14 protein-coding genes are annotated in these 17,078 nt (G+C 69.0%); 3 read left to right on the forward strand and 11 right to left on the reverse strand.

Going from position 1 to position 17,078, the window contains the following annotated elements:
- Window positions 1–8: 8 nt before the first annotated feature.
- From leuD to QZ749_RS14635, 5 genes are all read right to left on the reverse strand, one after another.
- Window positions 9–656, reverse strand: a complete 648-nt coding sequence (gene leuD / locus QZ749_RS14615) for a 3-isopropylmalate dehydratase small subunit (RefSeq protein WP_296948279.1) — start codon at window positions 654–656, stop codon at window positions 9–11.
- A 16-nt stretch (window positions 657–672) separates the two neighbouring features.
- Window positions 673–795 carry an entericidin A/B family lipoprotein gene (locus tag QZ749_RS14620; protein ID WP_296948283.1) on the reverse strand — a complete coding sequence of 41 codons (123 nt, stop codon included), beginning with the start codon at window positions 793–795 and terminating at the stop codon, window positions 673–675.
- A gap of 69 nt (window positions 796–864) precedes the next feature.
- The gene (gene leuC / locus QZ749_RS14625) at window positions 865–2,262 is read right to left on the reverse strand and encodes a 3-isopropylmalate dehydratase large subunit (protein WP_296948286.1); all 1,398 of its coding nucleotides are present in this window, start codon (window positions 2,260–2,262) and stop codon (window positions 865–867) included.
- Window positions 2,263–2,509: 247 nt separating this feature from the next.
- A complete protein-coding gene (locus QZ749_RS14630; protein WP_296948287.1) occupies window positions 2,510–4,429 on the reverse strand; it encodes a chemotaxis protein CheA in 1,920 nt (639 codons plus the stop codon).
- Window positions 4,429–5,289, reverse strand: coding sequence for a protein phosphatase CheZ (locus tag QZ749_RS14635; protein WP_296948291.1), 861 nt, complete (start codon window positions 5,287–5,289; stop codon window positions 4,429–4,431). The genes QZ749_RS14630 and QZ749_RS14635 overlap by 1 nt, the downstream gene beginning before the upstream one ends.
- A 418-nt stretch (window positions 5,290–5,707) precedes the next feature.
- Here QZ749_RS14635 and QZ749_RS14640 point away from each other — a divergent pair, with 418 nt between their 5' ends.
- The 3 genes from QZ749_RS14640 (at window position 5,708) to QZ749_RS14650 (ending at window position 8,043) form a co-directional block, all read left to right on the forward strand.
- On the forward strand, window positions 5,708–6,172 hold the full coding sequence (locus tag QZ749_RS14640) for a universal stress protein (RefSeq protein ID WP_296948294.1): 465 nt from the start codon (window positions 5,708–5,710) through the stop codon (window positions 6,170–6,172).
- Window positions 6,173–6,287: 115 nt separating this feature from the next.
- Window positions 6,288–6,932 (forward strand): response regulator transcription factor, encoded by a 645-nt coding sequence (locus tag QZ749_RS14645; RefSeq protein WP_296948297.1) that lies wholly within the window; start codon window positions 6,288–6,290, stop codon window positions 6,930–6,932.
- A gap of 319 nt (window positions 6,933–7,251) precedes the next feature.
- The gene (locus QZ749_RS14650) at window positions 7,252–8,043 is read left to right on the forward strand and encodes a Crp/Fnr family transcriptional regulator (RefSeq protein WP_296948699.1); all 792 of its coding nucleotides are present in this window, start codon (window positions 7,252–7,254) and stop codon (window positions 8,041–8,043) included.
- Between the two features lie 175 nt (window positions 8,044–8,218).
- Here QZ749_RS14650 and QZ749_RS14655 read toward each other — a convergent pair whose 3' ends face one another.
- The 6 genes from QZ749_RS14655 to QZ749_RS14680 form a co-directional block, all read right to left on the reverse strand.
- A complete protein-coding gene (locus tag QZ749_RS14655; RefSeq protein ID WP_296948299.1) occupies window positions 8,219–9,334 on the reverse strand; it encodes a glycine zipper 2TM domain-containing protein in 1,116 nt (371 codons plus the stop codon).
- A 66-nt stretch (window positions 9,335–9,400) separates the two neighbouring features.
- Entirely contained in the window at window positions 9,401–10,087 is a 687-nt protein-coding gene (pdeM, locus tag QZ749_RS14660) for a ligase-associated DNA damage response endonuclease PdeM (RefSeq protein WP_296948303.1), read from the reverse strand.
- Window positions 10,084–12,576, reverse strand: a complete 2,493-nt coding sequence (locus QZ749_RS14665) for a ligase-associated DNA damage response DEXH box helicase (protein WP_296948304.1) — start codon at window positions 12,574–12,576, stop codon at window positions 10,084–10,086. Before QZ749_RS14665 ends, pdeM begins: the two co-directional genes overlap by 4 nt.
- Window positions 12,573–14,225 (reverse strand): ATP-dependent DNA ligase, encoded by a 1,653-nt coding sequence (locus QZ749_RS14670; protein ID WP_296948306.1) that lies wholly within the window; start codon window positions 14,223–14,225, stop codon window positions 12,573–12,575. The genes QZ749_RS14665 and QZ749_RS14670 overlap by 4 nt, the downstream gene beginning before the upstream one ends.
- Complete coding sequence (locus QZ749_RS14675) at window positions 14,218–15,264, reverse strand: ligase-associated DNA damage response exonuclease (RefSeq protein WP_296948308.1); 1,047 nt, start codon at window positions 15,262–15,264, stop codon at window positions 14,218–14,220. The genes QZ749_RS14670 and QZ749_RS14675 overlap by 8 nt, the downstream gene beginning before the upstream one ends.
- Entirely contained in the window at window positions 15,261–17,003 is a 1,743-nt protein-coding gene (locus QZ749_RS14680; RefSeq protein ID WP_296948309.1) for an ATP-dependent DNA helicase RecQ, read from the reverse strand. Before QZ749_RS14680 ends, QZ749_RS14675 begins: the two co-directional genes overlap by 4 nt.
- Window positions 17,004–17,078 lie beyond the last annotated feature (75 nt).

Raw genomic sequence — 17,078 nt, forward strand, 5'->3', positions numbered from 1 at the left:
GGTTCTTCTCAGATGGTGTTGGCGAGCCAGGGCTGGCTGCGCAGGTGGCGCTCCTCGAAGGCGCGGATCTCGTCGGCGTGGCGCAGGGTCAGGCCGATGTCGTCCAGGCCGTTGAGCAGGCAGTACTTGCGGAAGTCGTCGATCTCGAATGCGAACGTGAGGTGGCCGTCCGGCGTGCCGACGGTCTGGCGCTCCAGGTCCACCACCAGCTTGTAGCCGGGGAAGGCCTTGACCTCATTGAACAGCTGCTCGACCTGGCTCTCGCCCAGGCGGATCGGCAGCAGGCCGCCCTTGAAGCAGTTGTTGAAGAAGATGTCGGCGAAGCTCGGCGCGACGATCGCGCGAAAGCCGTACTGCTGCAGGGCCCACGGCGCGTGCTCGCGCGAGGAGCCGCAACCGAAGTTCTTGCGCGTCAGCAGGATCGACGCACCCTGGTACTGCGGCTGGTTCAGCACGAAGTCCGGGTTGAGCGGACGGCGGCCGTTGTCCATGCCCGGCTCGCCGTGGTCGAGGTAGCGCCACTCGTCGAACAGGTTGGGGCCGAAGCCGGTGCGGCGGATCGACTTGAGGAACTGCTTCGGGATGATGGCGTCGGTATCGACGTTGGCGCGGTCGAGGGGGACCACCAGGCCTTCGTGTACGGTGAATTTGTCCATGGTCGAAACGCTCCGCTTATTTGCCGCCGGCGCCGGTGATGACCTGGCCGACCTTCTGCACGTCGCGGCCCATGCCGGAGATGGTGTTGCAGCCCGTGGCCACGAAGGCGATGAGGGCGAGGGTGATGACTTTCTTCATGCTGTCCCTGATGGTTCTGATTCAAAACCGGCCTGCTGCGCCGGCAACTGCGGGGCCGGAGCCCTGCGATCAACGCGATACGTCGACGAAGTGGCCGGCGATGCCGGCCGCGGCGGCCATCGCCGGGGACACCAGGTGCGTGCGTCCGCCCTGGCCCTGGCGGCCCTCGAAGTTGCGGTTCGAGGTCGAGGCGCAGCGCTCGCCCGGTTCCAGGCGGTCGGCGTTCATCGCCAGGCACATCGAGCAGCCCGGCTCGCGCCATTCGAAGCCGGCGGCCTTGAAGATCCTGTCCAGGCCTTCGCGCTCGGCCTGTTCCTTGACCAGGCCGGAGCCCGGCACCACCATCGCCAGCTTGACGTTGGAGGCGCGCTGGCGGCCGCGCACGACGGCGGCGGCGGCGCGCAGGTCCTCGATGCGCGAGTTGGTGCAGGAACCGATGAACACCTTGTCGATGCGGATGTCCTGCATCGCGGTGTTCGGCTTGAGGTCCATGTAGACCAGTGCCTTTTCCATCGCGTCGCGCTTGACCGGGTCCTTCTCGAGGTCGGGATCGGGCACGCGGCCGTCGATGGTCGTGACCTGCTCGGGCGAGGTGCCCCAGGTGACCTGCGGGCGGATCTCCGCGGCGTTCAGCTGCACCACCAGGTCGAACTTCGCGCCCTGGTCGGAGTGCAGCGTGCGCCAGTAGGCCACGGCCTGGTCCCAGTGCGGGCCGGCGGGCGCGAACGGGCGGCCCTTGACGTAGTCGATGGTGGTGTCGTCGACGGCGACCATGCCGGCGCGCGCGCCCGCCTCGATCGCCATGTTGCAGACCGTCATGCGGCCTTCCATCGACAGCGAGCGGATCGCCTGGCCGGCGAACTCGATCGCGTAGCCGGTGCCGCCGGCGGTGCCGATCTTGCCGATCACGGCCAGCACGATGTCCTTGGCGGTGACGCCGGCCGGCAGCACGCCGTCGACCTGCACCAGCATCGCCTTGGACTTCTTGGCCAGCAGCGTCTGGGTGGCCAGCACGTGCTCCACTTCGGAGGTGCCGATGCCGTGCGCCAGGCAGCCGAAGGCGCCGTGGGTCGAGGTGTGCGAGTCGCCGCACACGACCGTCATGCCGGGCAGCGTGGCGCCCTGCTCCGGGCCGATCACGTGCACGATGCCCTGGCGCTTGTCGTTCATGTTGAAGTAGGTGAGGCCGAACGCCCTGGTGTTGGCGTCCAGCGTCTCCACCTGCAGGCGCGAGGTCGGGTCGGCGATGCCGTGCGAGCGGTCGGTCGTCGGGACGTTGTGGTCTGCTACGGCAAGGTTGGCGGACGTGCGCCATAGCGGGCGGCCCGCCACGCGCAGGCCCTCGAAGGCCTGCGGGCTGGTCACTTCATGGACCAGGTGACGGTCGATATACAGCACGGTGGTGCCATCTGCATCGGCACGCACGACATGCGAATCCCAGAGTTTGTCGTAGAGCGTTTTTAACATAGTTGAGGCGCAAGTCCATTGGAACGGCCGCTTGGCGCGGGTGGGGTCTTTGATTATGCCATATTTGTGCAACGCGGCAGAAGGCGGCCGCCGGCACGATTATTCCAATCCATCGCGCAACAGGCAAATATTATTTGCATGCGAAACCAGCGTTTCAAATAAAAAAAGCCTGCGCAGGATGTGCGCAGGCTTTTCGTGGCTTTGTTGCCGGAAGGCGGCGGCCGTTGCCTGCCGCCTTATGGTGCACTCATGCGGCGAGGCGCACCGCGGAACGGCAGCCGTCCATCAGGAACGACAGGCCGACCACCAGCACCAGCGACCCCTCGGCCGAACGGGCCGTGCCGGTGATGCCTTCGACGTGCAGCGCCGTCATCGGCTTGATCACCAGGTCGGCGGTGCCGTCCACGGCTTCCACCGCGATGATGTAGGGCTGCGGCGCGTTGATGACGATGCCGACGCGCTCCGAGCATTCCTCGTAGCCGAGCGACAGCGCCAGCGAGCGCACCGGCAGCGGACGGCCCTGGTCCTTCAGCACCGGGGCGCCGCCGACCTGCATGAACTCTTCCGGCAGCTCGACCACGCGCTCGACGACGGCCATCGGCAGCGCCAGCTGGGCGCCCGAGGTCGACACCAGCATGGTCGGCACGATCGACAGCTCGATCGGCAGGCGGATCGCGAACTTGGTGCCCTTGCCCAGGCTCGAGTCGATGCGGATCGCGCCGCGGTTCTTCTCGACGGCGGTCTTGACCACGTCCATGCCCACGCCGCGGCCCGAGACCGACGACGCCACTTCCTTGGTCGAGAAACCGGGCAGGAACACCAGCTGGTAGGCTTCGTCGTCGCTGGTGGCCTGGTGCTCGCCGATCAGGCCCTTCTCGATCGCCTTCTTGCGCAGCTTGGCCGGATCCATGCCGCGGCCGTCGTCCTGCAGCACGATCATGACGCTGTTGGCCTCCTGCCAGGCCTTGAGCAGGATGAAGGCCTTGGCCGGCTTGCCGCTGGCGACGCGGTCCTGCGGCGACTCGACGCCGTGGTCCAGCGCATTGCGCAGCATGTGCACCAGCGGGTCGTACAGGCTGTCCACGACGACGCGGTCGACTTCGGTCTCGGCGCCTTCGATGGTCAGCTCGACGTCCTTGCCCAGGTCCTTGGCCAGCTCGCGCACCAGGCGCGGGAACTTCTGGAACAGGCGGCCCACCGGCTGCATGCGGGTCGCCAGCGTGGCGCGCTGCAGTTCGGCCGAGTAGCGCGAGGCCCGTTCCAGCGTCTCGGTCAGCGTCGCCATCAGCGTGGCGGCCTGGCCCTCGAACTTGAACTGCGACAGGCGCTCGAGCAGCACGGCGGCCTGGTTGGCGGCCTGCACGGATTCGCCCGCGACTTCCAGCAGCGCATCCAGCTTGACCGCGTCGATGCGGATGCTCTCGTCCTTGGCCGGGGCGTTCTGCACCGGCTTGTTGTCGGTGCGGCGCTCGACGCCGTCCCAGCCCGGCCGGGCCGGGACGTGCTCGGCGGCCGGGGCGGCCACGGGCGCGGCGGCCACCACAGGGGCGGCCACCACCGGCGCGGCGACCGCCTCCACCGGCGCGGCCGGCGCGGCCACGGCGGCCGGGACATGGGTGCCCGGCGGCACGACCGCCAGGTACATGCCTTCCCAGTCGATGCCGTCGGCCGATGCGGCGGCAGCCACGGCGACCGGCGCCGGGGCGGCGGGTGCGGCCGCGACCGGGGCGGCGGCCACCGGCGCGGGCGCCGGCGCCGGCGCCGGCGCGGCCGGGGCGGCATCCTTGCCGGCGATCGCATCCTTCAGCATGCTTTCCAGCTCGGCCGGCATCGGCGCCAGCTGGTCCGGCGTGGCGCCGTTGTTCAGGTCGTTGAGCTGGTCGGCCACGAAGCCCGAGGCCTGCAGCGAGGCCTCGATCGCCGCCGGCGTGACCGGGGCCGCGCCGGTGCGCAGCGCATCGAACAGGTTCTCGGTCAGGTGGCAGGCGGCGACCAGCGCCGGCAGCCCCATGAAGCCCGCGCCACCCTTGATGGTGTGGAACGAGCGGAACACCGCATTCAGCGTTTCCTTGTTATCCGGATCGCGTTCGAGGCGCAGCAGATGTTCTTCGACATTCGCAGCCAGATCCATCGCCTCGACGACGAAATCCTTGAGCATTTCATCCATTAGAATCCCAGATCGGCAAGAAGGTCATCGACACTGTCCTGGTCGAGCGCCACGGTCGGCACCGACGGACCCTGCATCAGCGGCTCCGGCGCTTCCTGCGCGGCCTGCTTCTGCGCCAGCTTTTCCTTCACCTCGGCCGGCGCGCTGTCGCGCAGCAGCTGGGCCAGTTCGTTCTCGACGGTCTTGGTGATGTTGACGACCTTCTTGATCAGCTGGCCGGTGATGTCCTGGAAATCCTGCGCCATCATGATCTCGAGCAGGCGCGCCTTTTCCGCCTCGGTCGCTTCCGACACCCGCTGGGCGAACTGCTTGGAGTCGCCGGCCAGCGACTTGAACTGCTCGATCGAGAGCTTGCCCGAGAACAGGTCGGACCAGCGGTTTTCCATCTCCTTGGCCTGCTTGGACAGCAGGTCCTGGGCCGGCATGCCGTCGTCCAGGGTGTTCAGCACCTTGTTGGCGGCCTGTTCGGTCAGCGTCGCGACATATTCCAGGCGGTCCTGGGCGTCCACGATCTGGGACGAGGCCTCGGTCAGCGCCTTGTCGTAGCCCAGTTCGCGCAGCGAGTCGTGCAGCAGGCGCACGATGCCGCCGAGGCGCTCGTACATGCCCTTCGGCTCCTCGTCCGCCGTGTCGGCGGCGGCAGCCACGGCGGCAGCGGGCGCGGCAGCGGCGACCACGGCCGGCGCCGAAGCGGAGGCGACCTGGTCGAACAGCGCCTCCAGGTCGTCCGGGTCGGCACTGTCGCCACCGGCGGCGGGCTCGGGCGCCGGCGCGGGGGCCGGGGCGGGAGCGGGCGCGGAAGCTCGCTGCGCTGCCACTTCCTCGAATAATGCGTCGAAATCGTCAGCGGCGTCGGTCATAGTCCCTACTTCTCCATAATGTAAATGTCGCGATGATCTTGCGAACCGCGAAAAGCCGCCGGGCGCCTTCCTGGGGCGCACCGCGCGGCGTCTTCGGCGCTCTTTGTGCGGTACAGCTGCCGTCAATACGCTGACGGTACGGGTTTTCGAAGAGTGTAGCAGTGTGGTTGCCGTAGGTAAATCTTCTGGAAGAGCGCCGTTGTCGAATACGCAGTAAACTTAACCCCGCAACAATTATTTACAGCGCTTTCTGAATATTTTCACAAATCGAGTGTTGTATTTTTTTATCGCGGCCCGTTTTCATGGCAACCGGATGACATGGAATGGGAGCGAACACATCGATGAGAAAGATCAAGGACCCGCATTCCGCACCCACGGCGAACGCGGACTACAATGTCATGCAAGGGAGGGCAACGCCATGTACCGGAAGATTCTGATCACCACGGACGGCTCCACGGTGTCCCAGCACACCGCCTGCGCCGGCGTCGCGTTCGCGCAGCAGATGGGCGCCGAGGTATTGGCGCTGTTCGTCGCGCCCGAGTACCAGTATCCCGTCTACGTCGAGATCATCCCGCCGTCCTACCCGAGCGAGGAGGAGTACATCGCGCAGATGCGCCGCACCGGCCAGCAGTACATGGACGCGATCATGCGCGCCGCCCAGCAGGCCGGGCTGCAACATGCGTGCATGACGGCGTTTTCCGACGCGGCCGCGCTGAAGATCGTCGATGTCGCCGAGGAACAGCAGTGCGACCTGATCTTCATGGGCTCGCACGGGCGCAGCGGCTGGGGCCAGCTGCTGCTCGGCAGCGTGACCAACAAGGTCCTGTCGCAGACGACCCGGCCGGTCCTCGTGCACCGCCTGGTCCGGGAGCCCGGCGCCTGATCCGTGCCGCGGCGTCGGGACGTCCCATTCTGGTGCAAAAAAACGACGGCGAATCTATTGCCTTTGTGATAGCTTTCAATTTTGCGGTTTTCGAATCCATGCCGGGGACATCCTTATGATTCGCATTGTCATCGCCGACGATCACACGATCATGCGCGAGGGCCTCAAGCGCATCCTCGACGGCGCGCTCGACATCGAGATCGTCGGCGAGGCCACCAACGGCTTCGAAGTGCTGTCGCTGGTGCGCCAGGGCGGCTTCGACCTGCTGCTGCTCGACCTGTCGATGCCGGGCCGCAGCGGGGTCGACCTGATCCGCCAGGTCCGCAGCGAGGCCCCGAAGCTGGCCATCTTGATCCTGACGATGCACGAGGAAGAGCAATACGCCGTGCGCGCCATCCGCGCCGGCGCCCAGGGCTACCTCACCAAGGAAAGCGCCGGCACCCAGCTCGTCGGCGCCATCCGCAAGGTCGCCTCCGGCCGCCCCTACATCAGCACCGAGGTCGCTGAGCAGCTGGCCCTGAACATCATGGCCCCCAACGAGCAGTTGCTGCACAAGCAGCTCTCGGACCGCGAGTTCGAGGTGTTCTCGCTGCTGGTGGGCGGCAAGTCGATCACCGAGATCGCCAACAACCTGCACCTGTCGGTCAAGACCGTCAGTACCCACAAGACCCGCATCATGCAGAAGATGGGCATGACCTCGCTGTCGGAAATGGTCCAGTACGCCGTCGCGCACCGCCTGCTGGCGCCGCTGAAGGCCTGAGCCGGCCGCTCCCCTCCCCGCCCTCCCACACGCTGCCGTGGTGCGGTGCAATAGGAAAACTCCTACATGCTGACGCCCACTCCTACCTGCACATTCAGCCGTTACTGATATGAATGCCAGACTCGTGTTGGCATACTGATTTCAGCGTTTCGACTTGCCTGCGGTCTATATCCGTATCCGGCTGACCAGCCCCGCCCATGCCGGCCGGGTCGGCGGAAAGCCGCAGGACCTGATTCCCCAAACCCTGGAGATGAGTATGCAGTCCCAGCCAACGTCAGAACAACGCAACGCCTCCCCGTCGACCCTGCACTCGTCACAGATGGAAGCCGGACGCCAGCGCCAGGGTCGCCTGTGGTCCAACCTGAAAGAGGTCTGCGACCTGCTCCACATCCCGGCCGCCGTGTCGATGAATACCGAAGAACTGCTGTTCCAGCACGTGCAGTTCAAGACGGGCCAGCGCGTCCACACCATCGGCCAGGCGTTCGACACCCTGTACATCGTCAACTCGGGCTTTCTCAAGACCGTGCTGATCGACGAATTCGGCAACGAGCAGGTGCTGAGCTTCCCCATGAAGGGCGACATGCTCGGCGTGGACGGCATCCACACCCGCCATTACGCCTCGGAAGCGGTGGCGCTGTCCGATTGCGACCTGATCCTGATGCCGTTCAAGAAGCTGACCGCCCTGGGGCGCGTGCATGCCGAACTCGAGAACCTGATGTACGGCGTGATGAGCCGCGAACTCGTGCGCGAGCAGGCCATGATCGGCATGCTGGGCGCCCTGTCCGCCGAGGCGCGCGTGGCCCGGTTCCTGATCTCGCTGGCCGAGCGTTTCGCCGCGATGGGCTATTCGAGCAAGCTGTTCAACCTGCGCATGACGCGGCACGAAATCGGCAGCTACCTGGGCCTGACGCTGGAAACGGTCAGCCGCACGCTGTCCGCCTTCAACGAGATCGGCCTGATCACGGTCGACCAGCGCACCATCGGCATCAAGGATCCGGAAGCGCTCAAGACGCTGCGCCGGCTGCCGCCGTCGCGCTCGCGCGCCAAGCAGAACGCCAAGCACAAGGCCGACGCGGATTCCGGCGACGGCCAGGTGCTGGCCACGGCCTGAACGCCGCGGCGCATCGAGTCCGGGTCGGGAGGACCCGACGACTCGACATCCCCCGCGTCATTCCCGCCACACGTCAGTCGCATCGTCCCCGCTTCGGCTTGCCGCCGTCAGCCTCGGCCTCATGGGCACCCGCGGTCGCGGCTGCCACACCGTCCGGTTCGCCGGTCCCCCGTCGTCAATCGCGCGTCAGCACGCCATCGTTGACCTTCACGCGCTCGCCCGCGCGGAAGCCCGGGTCGTTGGTATAGGGAATGGTCTGGGTGGCGCCGTTCTCGTAGCGCACGACGACGTCGAACCGTTCGCCGCCACGCGCATTGCGCTCGATGGTGCGTCCGGCCAGCGCGCCGCCGACGGCGCCCACGGCGGTCGCCGCCGTCCGGCCGCTGCCGCTGCCGACCTGGTTGCCCAGCAGGCCGCCGACGACGGCGCCGCCCACGGTGCCCAGCGCGCCATTGCTGTCGGTGCGCACGACGTTGACGGCTTCCACCGTCGCGCAGTTGGTGCAGTAGCGCGCCACCTGCTGGCGCTCGTCACGCGGCGGCGGCGGCGGCGGCAGCGGCCGATCGCGCGGCGGACCGCCGGCCAGCAGCGGCCGGCCCAGCGTCGCCGTCGTGTAGCGGCCGTTGGCGCGGATGGTGGCCGTCACCGGCGCATCCGGGGCGATGCGGTCGTCGCGGCGGATCGTGTACAGGCCGCTGTATTCACCCGGGCGCACCTCGGGCAGCGTGAGGATGTTGCGCGTGCCGGCGATCTGCACGTCGACCTTGGCGCCCGGCGTGCCGAACACGGTGAAGGTCAGCTCGTTGCCCGGACCCAGGTTGTCGTTGCCGCGCACGTCGAAACTGCGCACGTGCGGCACGCCCGCCACGTCGCCGCGGTCGTCGCGCGGACCGGGGCCGCGGACGATCGGCTCGCCCAGCACGCGCGTGGTCGTCAGCCGGTTCACGTTCAGGTTCGCGGTCACGCGGCTGTCCGGGCGGATGCGGTCGTGCACGCCGATGGTGTAGGTGCCCTGGTAGGTGCCGGGGCGGGTCTCGGTCAGGTGCAGGTTGCGCGTGGCGCCGTCGATGCGCAGCGTGGCCGCGCCGCCGGGGCTGCCGTACAGGTCGAAGTTCAGTTCCGTTCCCGGATCGAGACGGCGCACTTCCTCGACGTTGAATCCTTCGATGCGCGGAGCGAGCACGGACGCGCGCGGATGGTTCTGGGCTTGGGCGGGAGCGGGAGCGGTCACCGACAGCAGGGGCAGCGCGGCGACCACGGCCGCGGCCAGGGTGTGGCGGGTTGTTGCCATGGCGTCCTCCGGGTACGAGTTGTCAATATGGCCAGCTTACGCCGCCACCCCGGCCGCCTCGGTGCGTTACCCAACGCTGTGCACCGCTTCCCCGGAGGTCACGTAGATGCGCTCCCCCGGCGCCGCGCGCACCGTGTGCCCGCCGGTGAACGCCCCGAACGACGGCAGGATCATGCGCCGCGCGCCGACCACGAAGCACGGCAGGCGCAGGCTGTCGAAGCGCGTGGCCAGCACGTAGGCCGGGTGCACGTGGCCGGCCAGCACATAGCCGGGCGGCGCGGGCGTGCCGGGTTCCGGCTCGGGATGGTGGCAGAACGCGAACGGCCCCAGCACGTACGGCTCGTCCACCAGGTCGATGGCGAGCGCCGCGGCCGGGTCGCCCGCATGCCTGTCGTGGTTGCCGCGCACGAGCGTCAGCGCCAGGCCGGGACGCCGCTGCCGCCAGGCCAGCATGGCGGCCTGGGTCGCGGCCGCGTGCGCCGCGCGCGCATGCAGGAAATCGCCCAGGAACAGCACGTGGCGCGCGCCGCTGGCGTCGACCAGCGCGTCGAGCGCGTCGAGGTTGGCGCTGGTGGTGCCGCGCGGTACCGGAATGCCCCAGGAGCGGAACGCCGCCGCCTTGCCGAAGTGGATGTCGGCGACGACCAGCATGCGCTCGCGCGGCCAGTACGCGGCCTTCTGCGGCAACAGCAGCAGGCGCTCGCCGGCGGGCGCGACCGCGACGGCGCCGGCCAGGGCCGGTTCCGCGCTCATGCGGCGGCCGCCTTCTCGAGTTCGCGCACCATGCGCGCCACCCGGTCGGCCAGCTTCTCGGTGCTGACCTTTTCGCGAAAGCGCGCCACCATCAGCGGAAAGCCGAACGGCGTGGCCCGCTTCACCTCGCCGAAGGCGATGCGCCGTCCGTGCAGGTCGACCAGCGTGTCGCGCAGGCGCGTCAGTTCCAGTTCCTGCTCCAGCACCTCGCGCTCGGCCTGGGTCAGCAGCAGGTTGCCGCTGTCGTGCTTGCGGAACACCTCGAAGAACAGCGAGGACGAGGCCTGCACCTGGCGCGTCGACTTGTGCTGGCCGGGATAGCCCTGGAACACCAGCCCGGCGATGCGCGCCACTTCGCGGAAGCGCTGCTGCGACAACTGGGTCGCGTTCAGGCTGTCGAGCACGTCCTCCAGCAGGCGTGCCGTGTCGAACAGGGCGACGTCGGCGCCGGTCGCGCCGGCGAAGGCCGCGGCCCAGTCGACCGGCTCCGGCGCCAGCAGCTCGAAGCCGTAGTCGTTCACGGCCACCGAAAAGGTGCTGGGCAGGATGCGTCCCACGCGGTAGGCCAGCAGCGAGGCCAGGCCGGTGTGCACCGAGCGGCCGGCGAACGGGTAGGCGAACAGGTGGTAGCCTTCGCGGCTCTTCATGCTTTCCACCACCAGCACGTCGCTGCCCGGCAGCGCCGACCAGCGTTCCTGCACCTCGAACAACGGCCGCAGCGCCTGCATCTCCGGCCCCTCGAAGCGGCCCTGGCTGGCCAGGCGCAGTTCCTCGCGCGCGGCGTGCGCCAGCTCGGCGCTGAGCGGGACCTTGCTGCCGCTCCAGCGGCTCACGGCCCCGCGTCCCGATTCCGAGCGCTTCACGAACGCGGTCATCTCGTGCACGCGCACCAGTTCCAGGATGCGGCCGGAGAACAGGAAGCGGTCGCCCGGCTTCATGCGCCCGATGAAGGATTCCTCGACGGTGCCGATGCGCCCGCCGCTCACGTACTGCACCTTCATCTGCGCATCGGACACGATGGTGCCGATGCTCATGCGGTGGCGCCGGCCGATGGTCGCATCCGGCACGCGGTGCACGCCCGCCTCGTCCGGCAGCACGCGCCGGTATTCGGGATAGATGGTCAGGCTCTGGCCGCCGCGCGCGACGAAGTCCAGCGCCCACTGCCACTCCTGCGGCGTCAGGTTGCGGTAGGACCAGCTGGTGCGCACTTCCTCGTACAGCGCCTCGGACACGAAGCCGCCGCCCAGCGCGATCGTCACCAGGTGCTGCACCAGCACGTCGAAGGGTTTGTCGGGCGCGCGCCGCGCCTCGATGCGGTGCGCGGCGACGGCGCGCTTGACGGCCGCCGCCTCCAGCAGTTCCAGGCTGTGCGTGGGCACCAGCGTCACGCGCGACACGCGCCCCGGCGCATGGCCGCTGCGCCCGGCGCGCTGCAGGATGCGCGCGATGCCCTTGGCGCTGCCGATCTGCAGCACGCGCTCGACCGGCAGGAAATCGACGCCCAGGTCCAGGCTGGCGGTGCAGACCACGGCCTTGAGCTCGCCGCGTTTCAGGCCGGCCTCGACCCACTCGCGCACCTCGCGGTCGAGCGAGCCGTGGTGCAGCGCCACCACGCCGGCCCAGTCCGGGCGCGCCTCGATCAGGTGCTGGTACCACAGCTCCGCCTGCGGGCGCGTGTTGGTGAACACCAGCGTCGAGCCGTGCTGGTCGATCTCGTCGATCACCGGCTGCAGCATGGCCAGGCCCAGGTGGCCGGCCCAGGGAAAGCGCGAGGGATTGGGCGGCACCAGCGTGTCGACCAGGATCTGCTTCGTCAAGCCGCCCTCGACCACCACGCCCTGCGCCTCGCGGCCGCAGCCCAGCAGCACGTCGCGCGCCTCGTCCAGGTTGCCCATCGTGGCCGACACGCCCCACACGACCAGTTCCGGATTCCAGCGCCGCAGCCGCGCCAGCGCCAGCTGGACCTGCACGCCGCGCTTGCTGCCCATCAGCTCGTGCCACTCGTCGACGACGATCATGTCCAGGTGCTTGAACTGTTCGCGCGCGCCGGCGTGCGACAGCAGCAGCGACAGGCTTTCCGGCGTCGTCACCAGCGCGCCGGGCAGCTTGCGGGACTGGCGCGCGCGCTCGGCCGCCCCGGTGTCGCCGGTGCGCGCGCCGATGCTCCAGTCGTGGAAGGCGTCCGGATCGGCCGCCGCCAGTTCCGCGGCCGACACTTCCAGGGAACGCTGGGTATCGGCGGCCAGCGCGCGCATCGGCGTGAGCCACAGCACGCGCAGGCCGCCGTGGCGGCGGCGCGTGCGGCTGGCGCCGCGCAGCAGCGCCGCGAACCACACGGCGTAGGTCTTGCCGGCGCCGGTGTTCGCGTGCAGCAGCCCGGACTGTCCGGCCAGCGCCGCCTTCCAGACGGCGCGCTGGAACGGGAACACCTTCCAGCCGCGCGCCGCGAACCAGGCGTCGACGGCGCTTTCCGCCTGCGACTTGCTCATGCCGCCACCCCGCTCCCGTCGGCGCCCGCGGCTTCCAGCAGGCCCTTCAGGGTATCGAGCGTGTCGGCCTCCTCCACCGTCTTGTCGTCGCGCCGGCGCAGGATGCGCGGGAAGCGCACGGCGATGCCGGCCTTGTGGCGCGTGGACAGGGCGATGCCCTCGAAGCCGATCTCGAACACCATGGTCGGCCTGACCGAGCGCACCGGCCCGAACTTCTCGATCGTGGTCTTGCGGATCGCATTGTCGACCTTGGCGATCTCGGCGTCGGTCAGGCCGGAATAGGCTTTGGCGAAGGGCACCAGGCGGCGCTCGTCGCCCTCGCCGTCCCAGACGGCGAAGGTGTAGTCGGTGTACAGCGAGGCGCGCCGGCCGCTGCCGGCCTGGGCATAGATCAGCACCGCGTCCACCGCGTACGGGTCGACCTTCCACTTCCACCAGGTGCCGACGTCCTTGGTGCGGCCCACGCCGTACTGCGCGTCGCGCGCCTTGATCATCATGCCCTCGACGCCGCGCGCGCGCGATTCGGCGCGCAGCGCGCCCAGGTCGTCCCAGCTGTCGGCCGTGACCAGGGGCGAGATGCGCAGCCGCGGCTGGGCGGCGCCGGTGACCAGCGTTTCCAGCAGTGCGCGGCGCTCGTGCTGCGGCAGGCCGCGGATGTCGACGCCGTCCAGCTCCAGCAGGTCGTAGGCCAGCAGCACGGCCGGCAGCTCGGCCAGCAATTTCGCGGACAGCGTCTTGCGGCCGATGCGCTTCTGCAGGTCGGCGAACGGCGCCGGCGCGTCGCCGTCCAGCCACACCAGCACTTCGCCGTCGACCACGGTCCCTTCGGGCAGCGGCAGCGCGGCGAGTTCCGGGAAGCGTTCGGTGATCAGGTCCTCGCCGCGCGACCACAGGAAGTTCTGGCCGCCGCGCCGCACCAGCTGGGCGCGGATGCCGTCGTACTTCCACTCGACCTGCCAGTCGCCCATGTCGCCCAGCGCGCCCGGCTCGCCCTGCAGCTGGTGCGCCAGGAAGAAGGGATAGGGCTGGCCGCCGCGCAGCTTGTGCTCGTCGTCGGACTGGGCCGCGATCAGTTGCAGGAAGCCGGCGGCGGTCGGCTTGACGCGGCCGTCGGTCCAGCCCATCAGGCGCTGGGCGATCAGCTTGGCGTCGACGGCGGCGATGTTCGCCAGCGCGCGCGTGACCAGCAGCTTCGAGACGCCGACGCGAAAGCCGCCGCCGATCAGCTTGACGAACAGGAAGCGCTCGCGCCAGGTCAGCTCGTCCCAGTAGTCGAACAGCGCCGCGCGGATCGTGCCCGGATCGGCGCCGCGCAACGGGCCGATGCGCTCTTCCATCCAGGTGGCCAGGCCGACGTCGCCGTGGCGCTTCGGCGCCGGCAGGATGTGGGCGATGGTCTCGGCCATGTCGCCCACGGCCGCATAGGATTCGTCGAACAGCCACTCGTCCAGGCCGGCGTATTCGATGGCGAACTGGCGCAGCAGCTTGCTCGGCACGGCCTGGCGCGGCTTGCCGCCGGCCAGGAAGTACACGGCCCAGGCGGCGTTCTCGGGCGCCGCCTGGCTGAAGTAGTTCTGCAGCGCGTCGAGCTTGCGGTTGGTGGCGGTGGTTTCGTCGAGGTCGGCGTACAGGCGGGCGAATTCACGCATCGGGCGCCTCCCCTGCCTCCTGCCCCTCCTGCACGGGGGCGGCGACCGCCTCGTCGTCCTCCTCGCCGTATTCGGTGTCGAAGGCCTTGGCGTCCAGCCCGATCTGGCACAGCCAGCGCACCATCACGGGAATCGCGCCGTGGGTCACGACCACCTGCTGGGCGCCGGTGGCGTGAATCGCTTCCAGCAGGCCCGGCCAGTCGGCATGATCCGACAGCACGAAGCCGCGGTCGACGCCGCGCCGGCGGCGCGCGCCGCGCAGCAGCATCCAGCCGCTGGCGAAGGCGTCGCTGTAGTCGCCGAAGCGGCGCGTCCAGGTCGAGCCGGCGGCCGAGGGCGGCGCCAGCACCAGCGCCGTCCTGAGGTCGGCCTTGTCGGTCTCGCTGACCAGTTGCGTGGGCGGCAGCGGCACGCCGCCCTCGCGGTACACGCGGTTCAGGGGTTCGACGGCGCCGTGGCAGACGATCGGGCCGATCGACGGATCCAGGCCGGAGAGCAGGCGCTGGGCCTTGCCGAAGGCATAGGCGTACAGCACGCTGGTGCGGCCTTCGTCGGCATTGCGGCGCCACCAGCGGTTGATCTCGTCGAACACTTCCTGCTGCGGATCCCAGCGGTAGATCGGCAGGCCGAACGTGGATTCGGTGATGAAGCTGTGGCAGCGCACCGGCTCGAACGGCGCGCAGGTGGCGTCCGGCTCGACCTTGTAGTCGCCCGACGCGACCCAGACCTCGCCCTCGTGTTCCATGCGCACCTGGGCCGAGCCGAGCACGTGCCCGGCCGGGTGCAGCGAGATCGCCACGCCGTTGTGCACGACGCGCTCCCCGTAGTCGACGCCGTCGATGTGGATGTCGGCGCCCAGGCGCGACTTCAGGATGCCGACGCTCTGGCGCGCGGCCAGGTAGTGGCGGTGGCCCCAGCGCGCGTGGTCGCCGTGCGCATGGGTGATGACGGCGCGGTCGACCGGGCGCCAGGGATCGATGTAGAACCCGCCGGGGACGCAGTACAGCCCCTCCTTGCGCACCACCACCATGTCGCTCATGCGCTGCCTTTCTTGCGGCCGCCCTTGCCTTTCGCGGGCTTGACGAAGCCGGCCAGGAACGAACGGCGTTCGCCGTCCGGGAAGTCGATCGTGACCTGCTCGCCGGCCACGGCCGCCACCACGCCCTGGCCGTATTTCGCCACCTTCACGCACGCGCCGGGGGCGAACGCGGGTTGCGCGGCCGCCGATTCGGGCACGCGGTCGAACTCGTCGTCGCGGATCTCGACGTCGTCGAGGAGCACGGCGCTCGGCGGATTCAGGCAGTTGTCGCAGCGGCAGCACTTCTCGAAGCCTTCGACCTCGTCGCCGAAATGGTCGAGCAGCAGCTTCCAGCGGCAGAAGCCGCTGACGGCGTAGGCCACCATCTGTTCCAGCGCCTCGCGGTCGCGTTCCTGCTTGCGGCGGTAGACCTCGGCCATCGCCGTGAACAGGCTGTCCTTCGGCGCGACCTGCGTCGTCAGCCAGGCCAGCTTGCGGTTCTGGCGCAACAGCCGCGCATCCTTCATCAGCTTGAGGCAGACCTTCAGGTGCGGGCCGGCCAGGTCGTCCATGGCGTCCTCGACCCTGGCCGGGGTCGCCTCGCCTTCCTCGCACAGCGCGCGCACGGCGGTATAGACGGCGCGGATCTCGTCCGCCGCCGGGTAGTGCTTGACGAGGAAGAACTGCTGCACGCGCTTGTCGTCCTGCAGGAACAGCAGCGTGCAGTCGGCATCCTTGCCGTCGCGCCCGGCGCGGCCGGATTCCTGGTAGTAGGCCTCGAGGTTGGCCGGGATCTGCAGGTGGATCACGAAGCGCGTGTCGGGCTTGTCGATGCCCATGCCGAACGCATTGGTCGCCACCATCACGCGCCGCGCGCCCGCCATGAACAGGTCCTGGTTCGTCTTGCGCTCGGCGGCCGGCAGCTTGCCGTGGTAGAGCGTGACCGATTCGCCGGCCTCCTCCAGCAGCGCGTGCAGTTCCTCGGCCGCCTTGACGGTGGCCGCGTAGACGATGCCGGTGCCAGCGGTGTCGCGCACGAGGCGCCGGGCTTCCTCCAGCTTTTGCGCGGCGTTCGTCACCTGCAGCACGCGGTAGCGCAGGTTGGGGCGGTAGACGCCCGTATTGACGACGTGCATGCGCGACCGGTTCAGCTGGCGGCCGATGTCTTCCACCACCTCCTCGGTGGCCGTCGCCGTCAGCGCCAGCACGGGCGGGCGGCCGATGGCGTCGATGACGCCCGCCATCTCGAGGTAGGCCGGGCGGAAGTCATGGCCCCATTGCGAGATGCAGTGCGCCTCGTCGACGGCCACCAGCACGACCCTGACGTCCTTGAGCACGGCCACGAAGTCGGGCTGCGTCAGGCGCTCGGGCGTGCAGAACACGATCTCGCAGCGCTGGTCCGCGATGGCGGACAGCGCCGCGCGTTCCTCGTCGCCGGACAGGCTGCTGTTGACCTGCACGGCGCGGATGCCCATGGCCTCGAGCTTGCCGAGTTGGTCCTTCATGAGGGAAATCAGCGGCGAGACGACGATGGTCATGCCGCCCAGCAGGCGGGCGGGAATCTGGTAGCACAGCGACTTGCCGCTGCCGGTGGGCATGATGGCCAGCGTGTCCTTGCCGTCGAGGACGCTGTCGATCACGCGTTGCTGGCCATCGCGCAGGCGTTCGATGCCGAAGACGCCGTGCAGCAGGCGACGGATGGCGTTGCGGCGTACCGCAAGCACGCCTTTATGGAGGAGTTTGGGGTCGTGGGTCGTCATGGTGATCCCACTCTAAGCGCGAGCACAGCAGCACGCCATAGGACGCAACCTACACGCGCCGTAGGAAGCCAACCA

Source organism: uncultured Massilia sp. (assembly GCF_913773735.1).
In the GTDB taxonomy this organism is placed as follows: domain Bacteria; phylum Pseudomonadota; class Gammaproteobacteria; order Burkholderiales; family Burkholderiaceae_D; genus Telluria.

What these genes read in the sequence shown, in the direction of transcription:
- QZ749_RS14645 (WP_296948297.1), top strand. Translation starts at nt 6,288, where the DNA reads ATGATTCGCATTGTCATCGCCGACGATCACACGATCATGCGCGAGGGC.
- QZ749_RS14665 (WP_296948304.1), bottom strand. Translation starts at nt 12,576, where the DNA reads ATGAGCAAGTCGCAGGCGGAAAGCGCCGTCGACGCCTGGTTCGCGGCG.
- QZ749_RS14650 (WP_296948699.1), top strand. Translation starts at nt 7,252, where the DNA reads ATGGAAGCCGGACGCCAGCGCCAGGGTCGCCTGTGGTCCAACCTGAAA.
- leuC (WP_296948286.1), bottom strand. Translation starts at nt 2,262, where the DNA reads ATGTTAAAAACGCTCTACGACAAACTCTGGGATTCGCATGTCGTGCGT.
- QZ749_RS14675 (WP_296948308.1), bottom strand. Translation starts at nt 15,264, where the DNA reads ATGAGCGACATGGTGGTGGTGCGCAAGGAGGGGCTGTACTGCGTCCCC.
- QZ749_RS14655 (WP_296948299.1), bottom strand. Translation starts at nt 9,334, where the DNA reads ATGGCAACAACCCGCCACACCCTGGCCGCGGCCGTGGTCGCCGCGCTG.
- leuD (WP_296948279.1), bottom strand. Translation starts at nt 656, where the DNA reads ATGGACAAATTCACCGTACACGAAGGCCTGGTGGTCCCCCTCGACCGC.
- QZ749_RS14635 (WP_296948291.1), bottom strand. Translation starts at nt 5,289, where the DNA reads ATGACCGACGCCGCTGACGATTTCGACGCATTATTCGAGGAAGTGGCA.
- QZ749_RS14630 (WP_296948287.1), bottom strand. Translation starts at nt 4,429, where the DNA reads ATGGATGAAATGCTCAAGGATTTCGTCGTCGAGGCGATGGATCTGGCT.
- pdeM (WP_296948303.1), bottom strand. Translation starts at nt 10,087, where the DNA reads ATGAGCGCGGAACCGGCCCTGGCCGGCGCCGTCGCGGTCGCGCCCGCC.
- QZ749_RS14640 (WP_296948294.1), top strand. Translation starts at nt 5,708, where the DNA reads ATGTACCGGAAGATTCTGATCACCACGGACGGCTCCACGGTGTCCCAG.
- QZ749_RS14670 (WP_296948306.1), bottom strand. Translation starts at nt 14,225, where the DNA reads ATGCGTGAATTCGCCCGCCTGTACGCCGACCTCGACGAAACCACCGCC.
- QZ749_RS14620 (WP_296948283.1), bottom strand. Translation starts at nt 795, where the DNA reads ATGAAGAAAGTCATCACCCTCGCCCTCATCGCCTTCGTGGCCACGGGC.
- QZ749_RS14680 (WP_296948309.1), bottom strand. Translation starts at nt 17,003, where the DNA reads ATGACGACCCACGACCCCAAACTCCTCCATAAAGGCGTGCTTGCGGTA.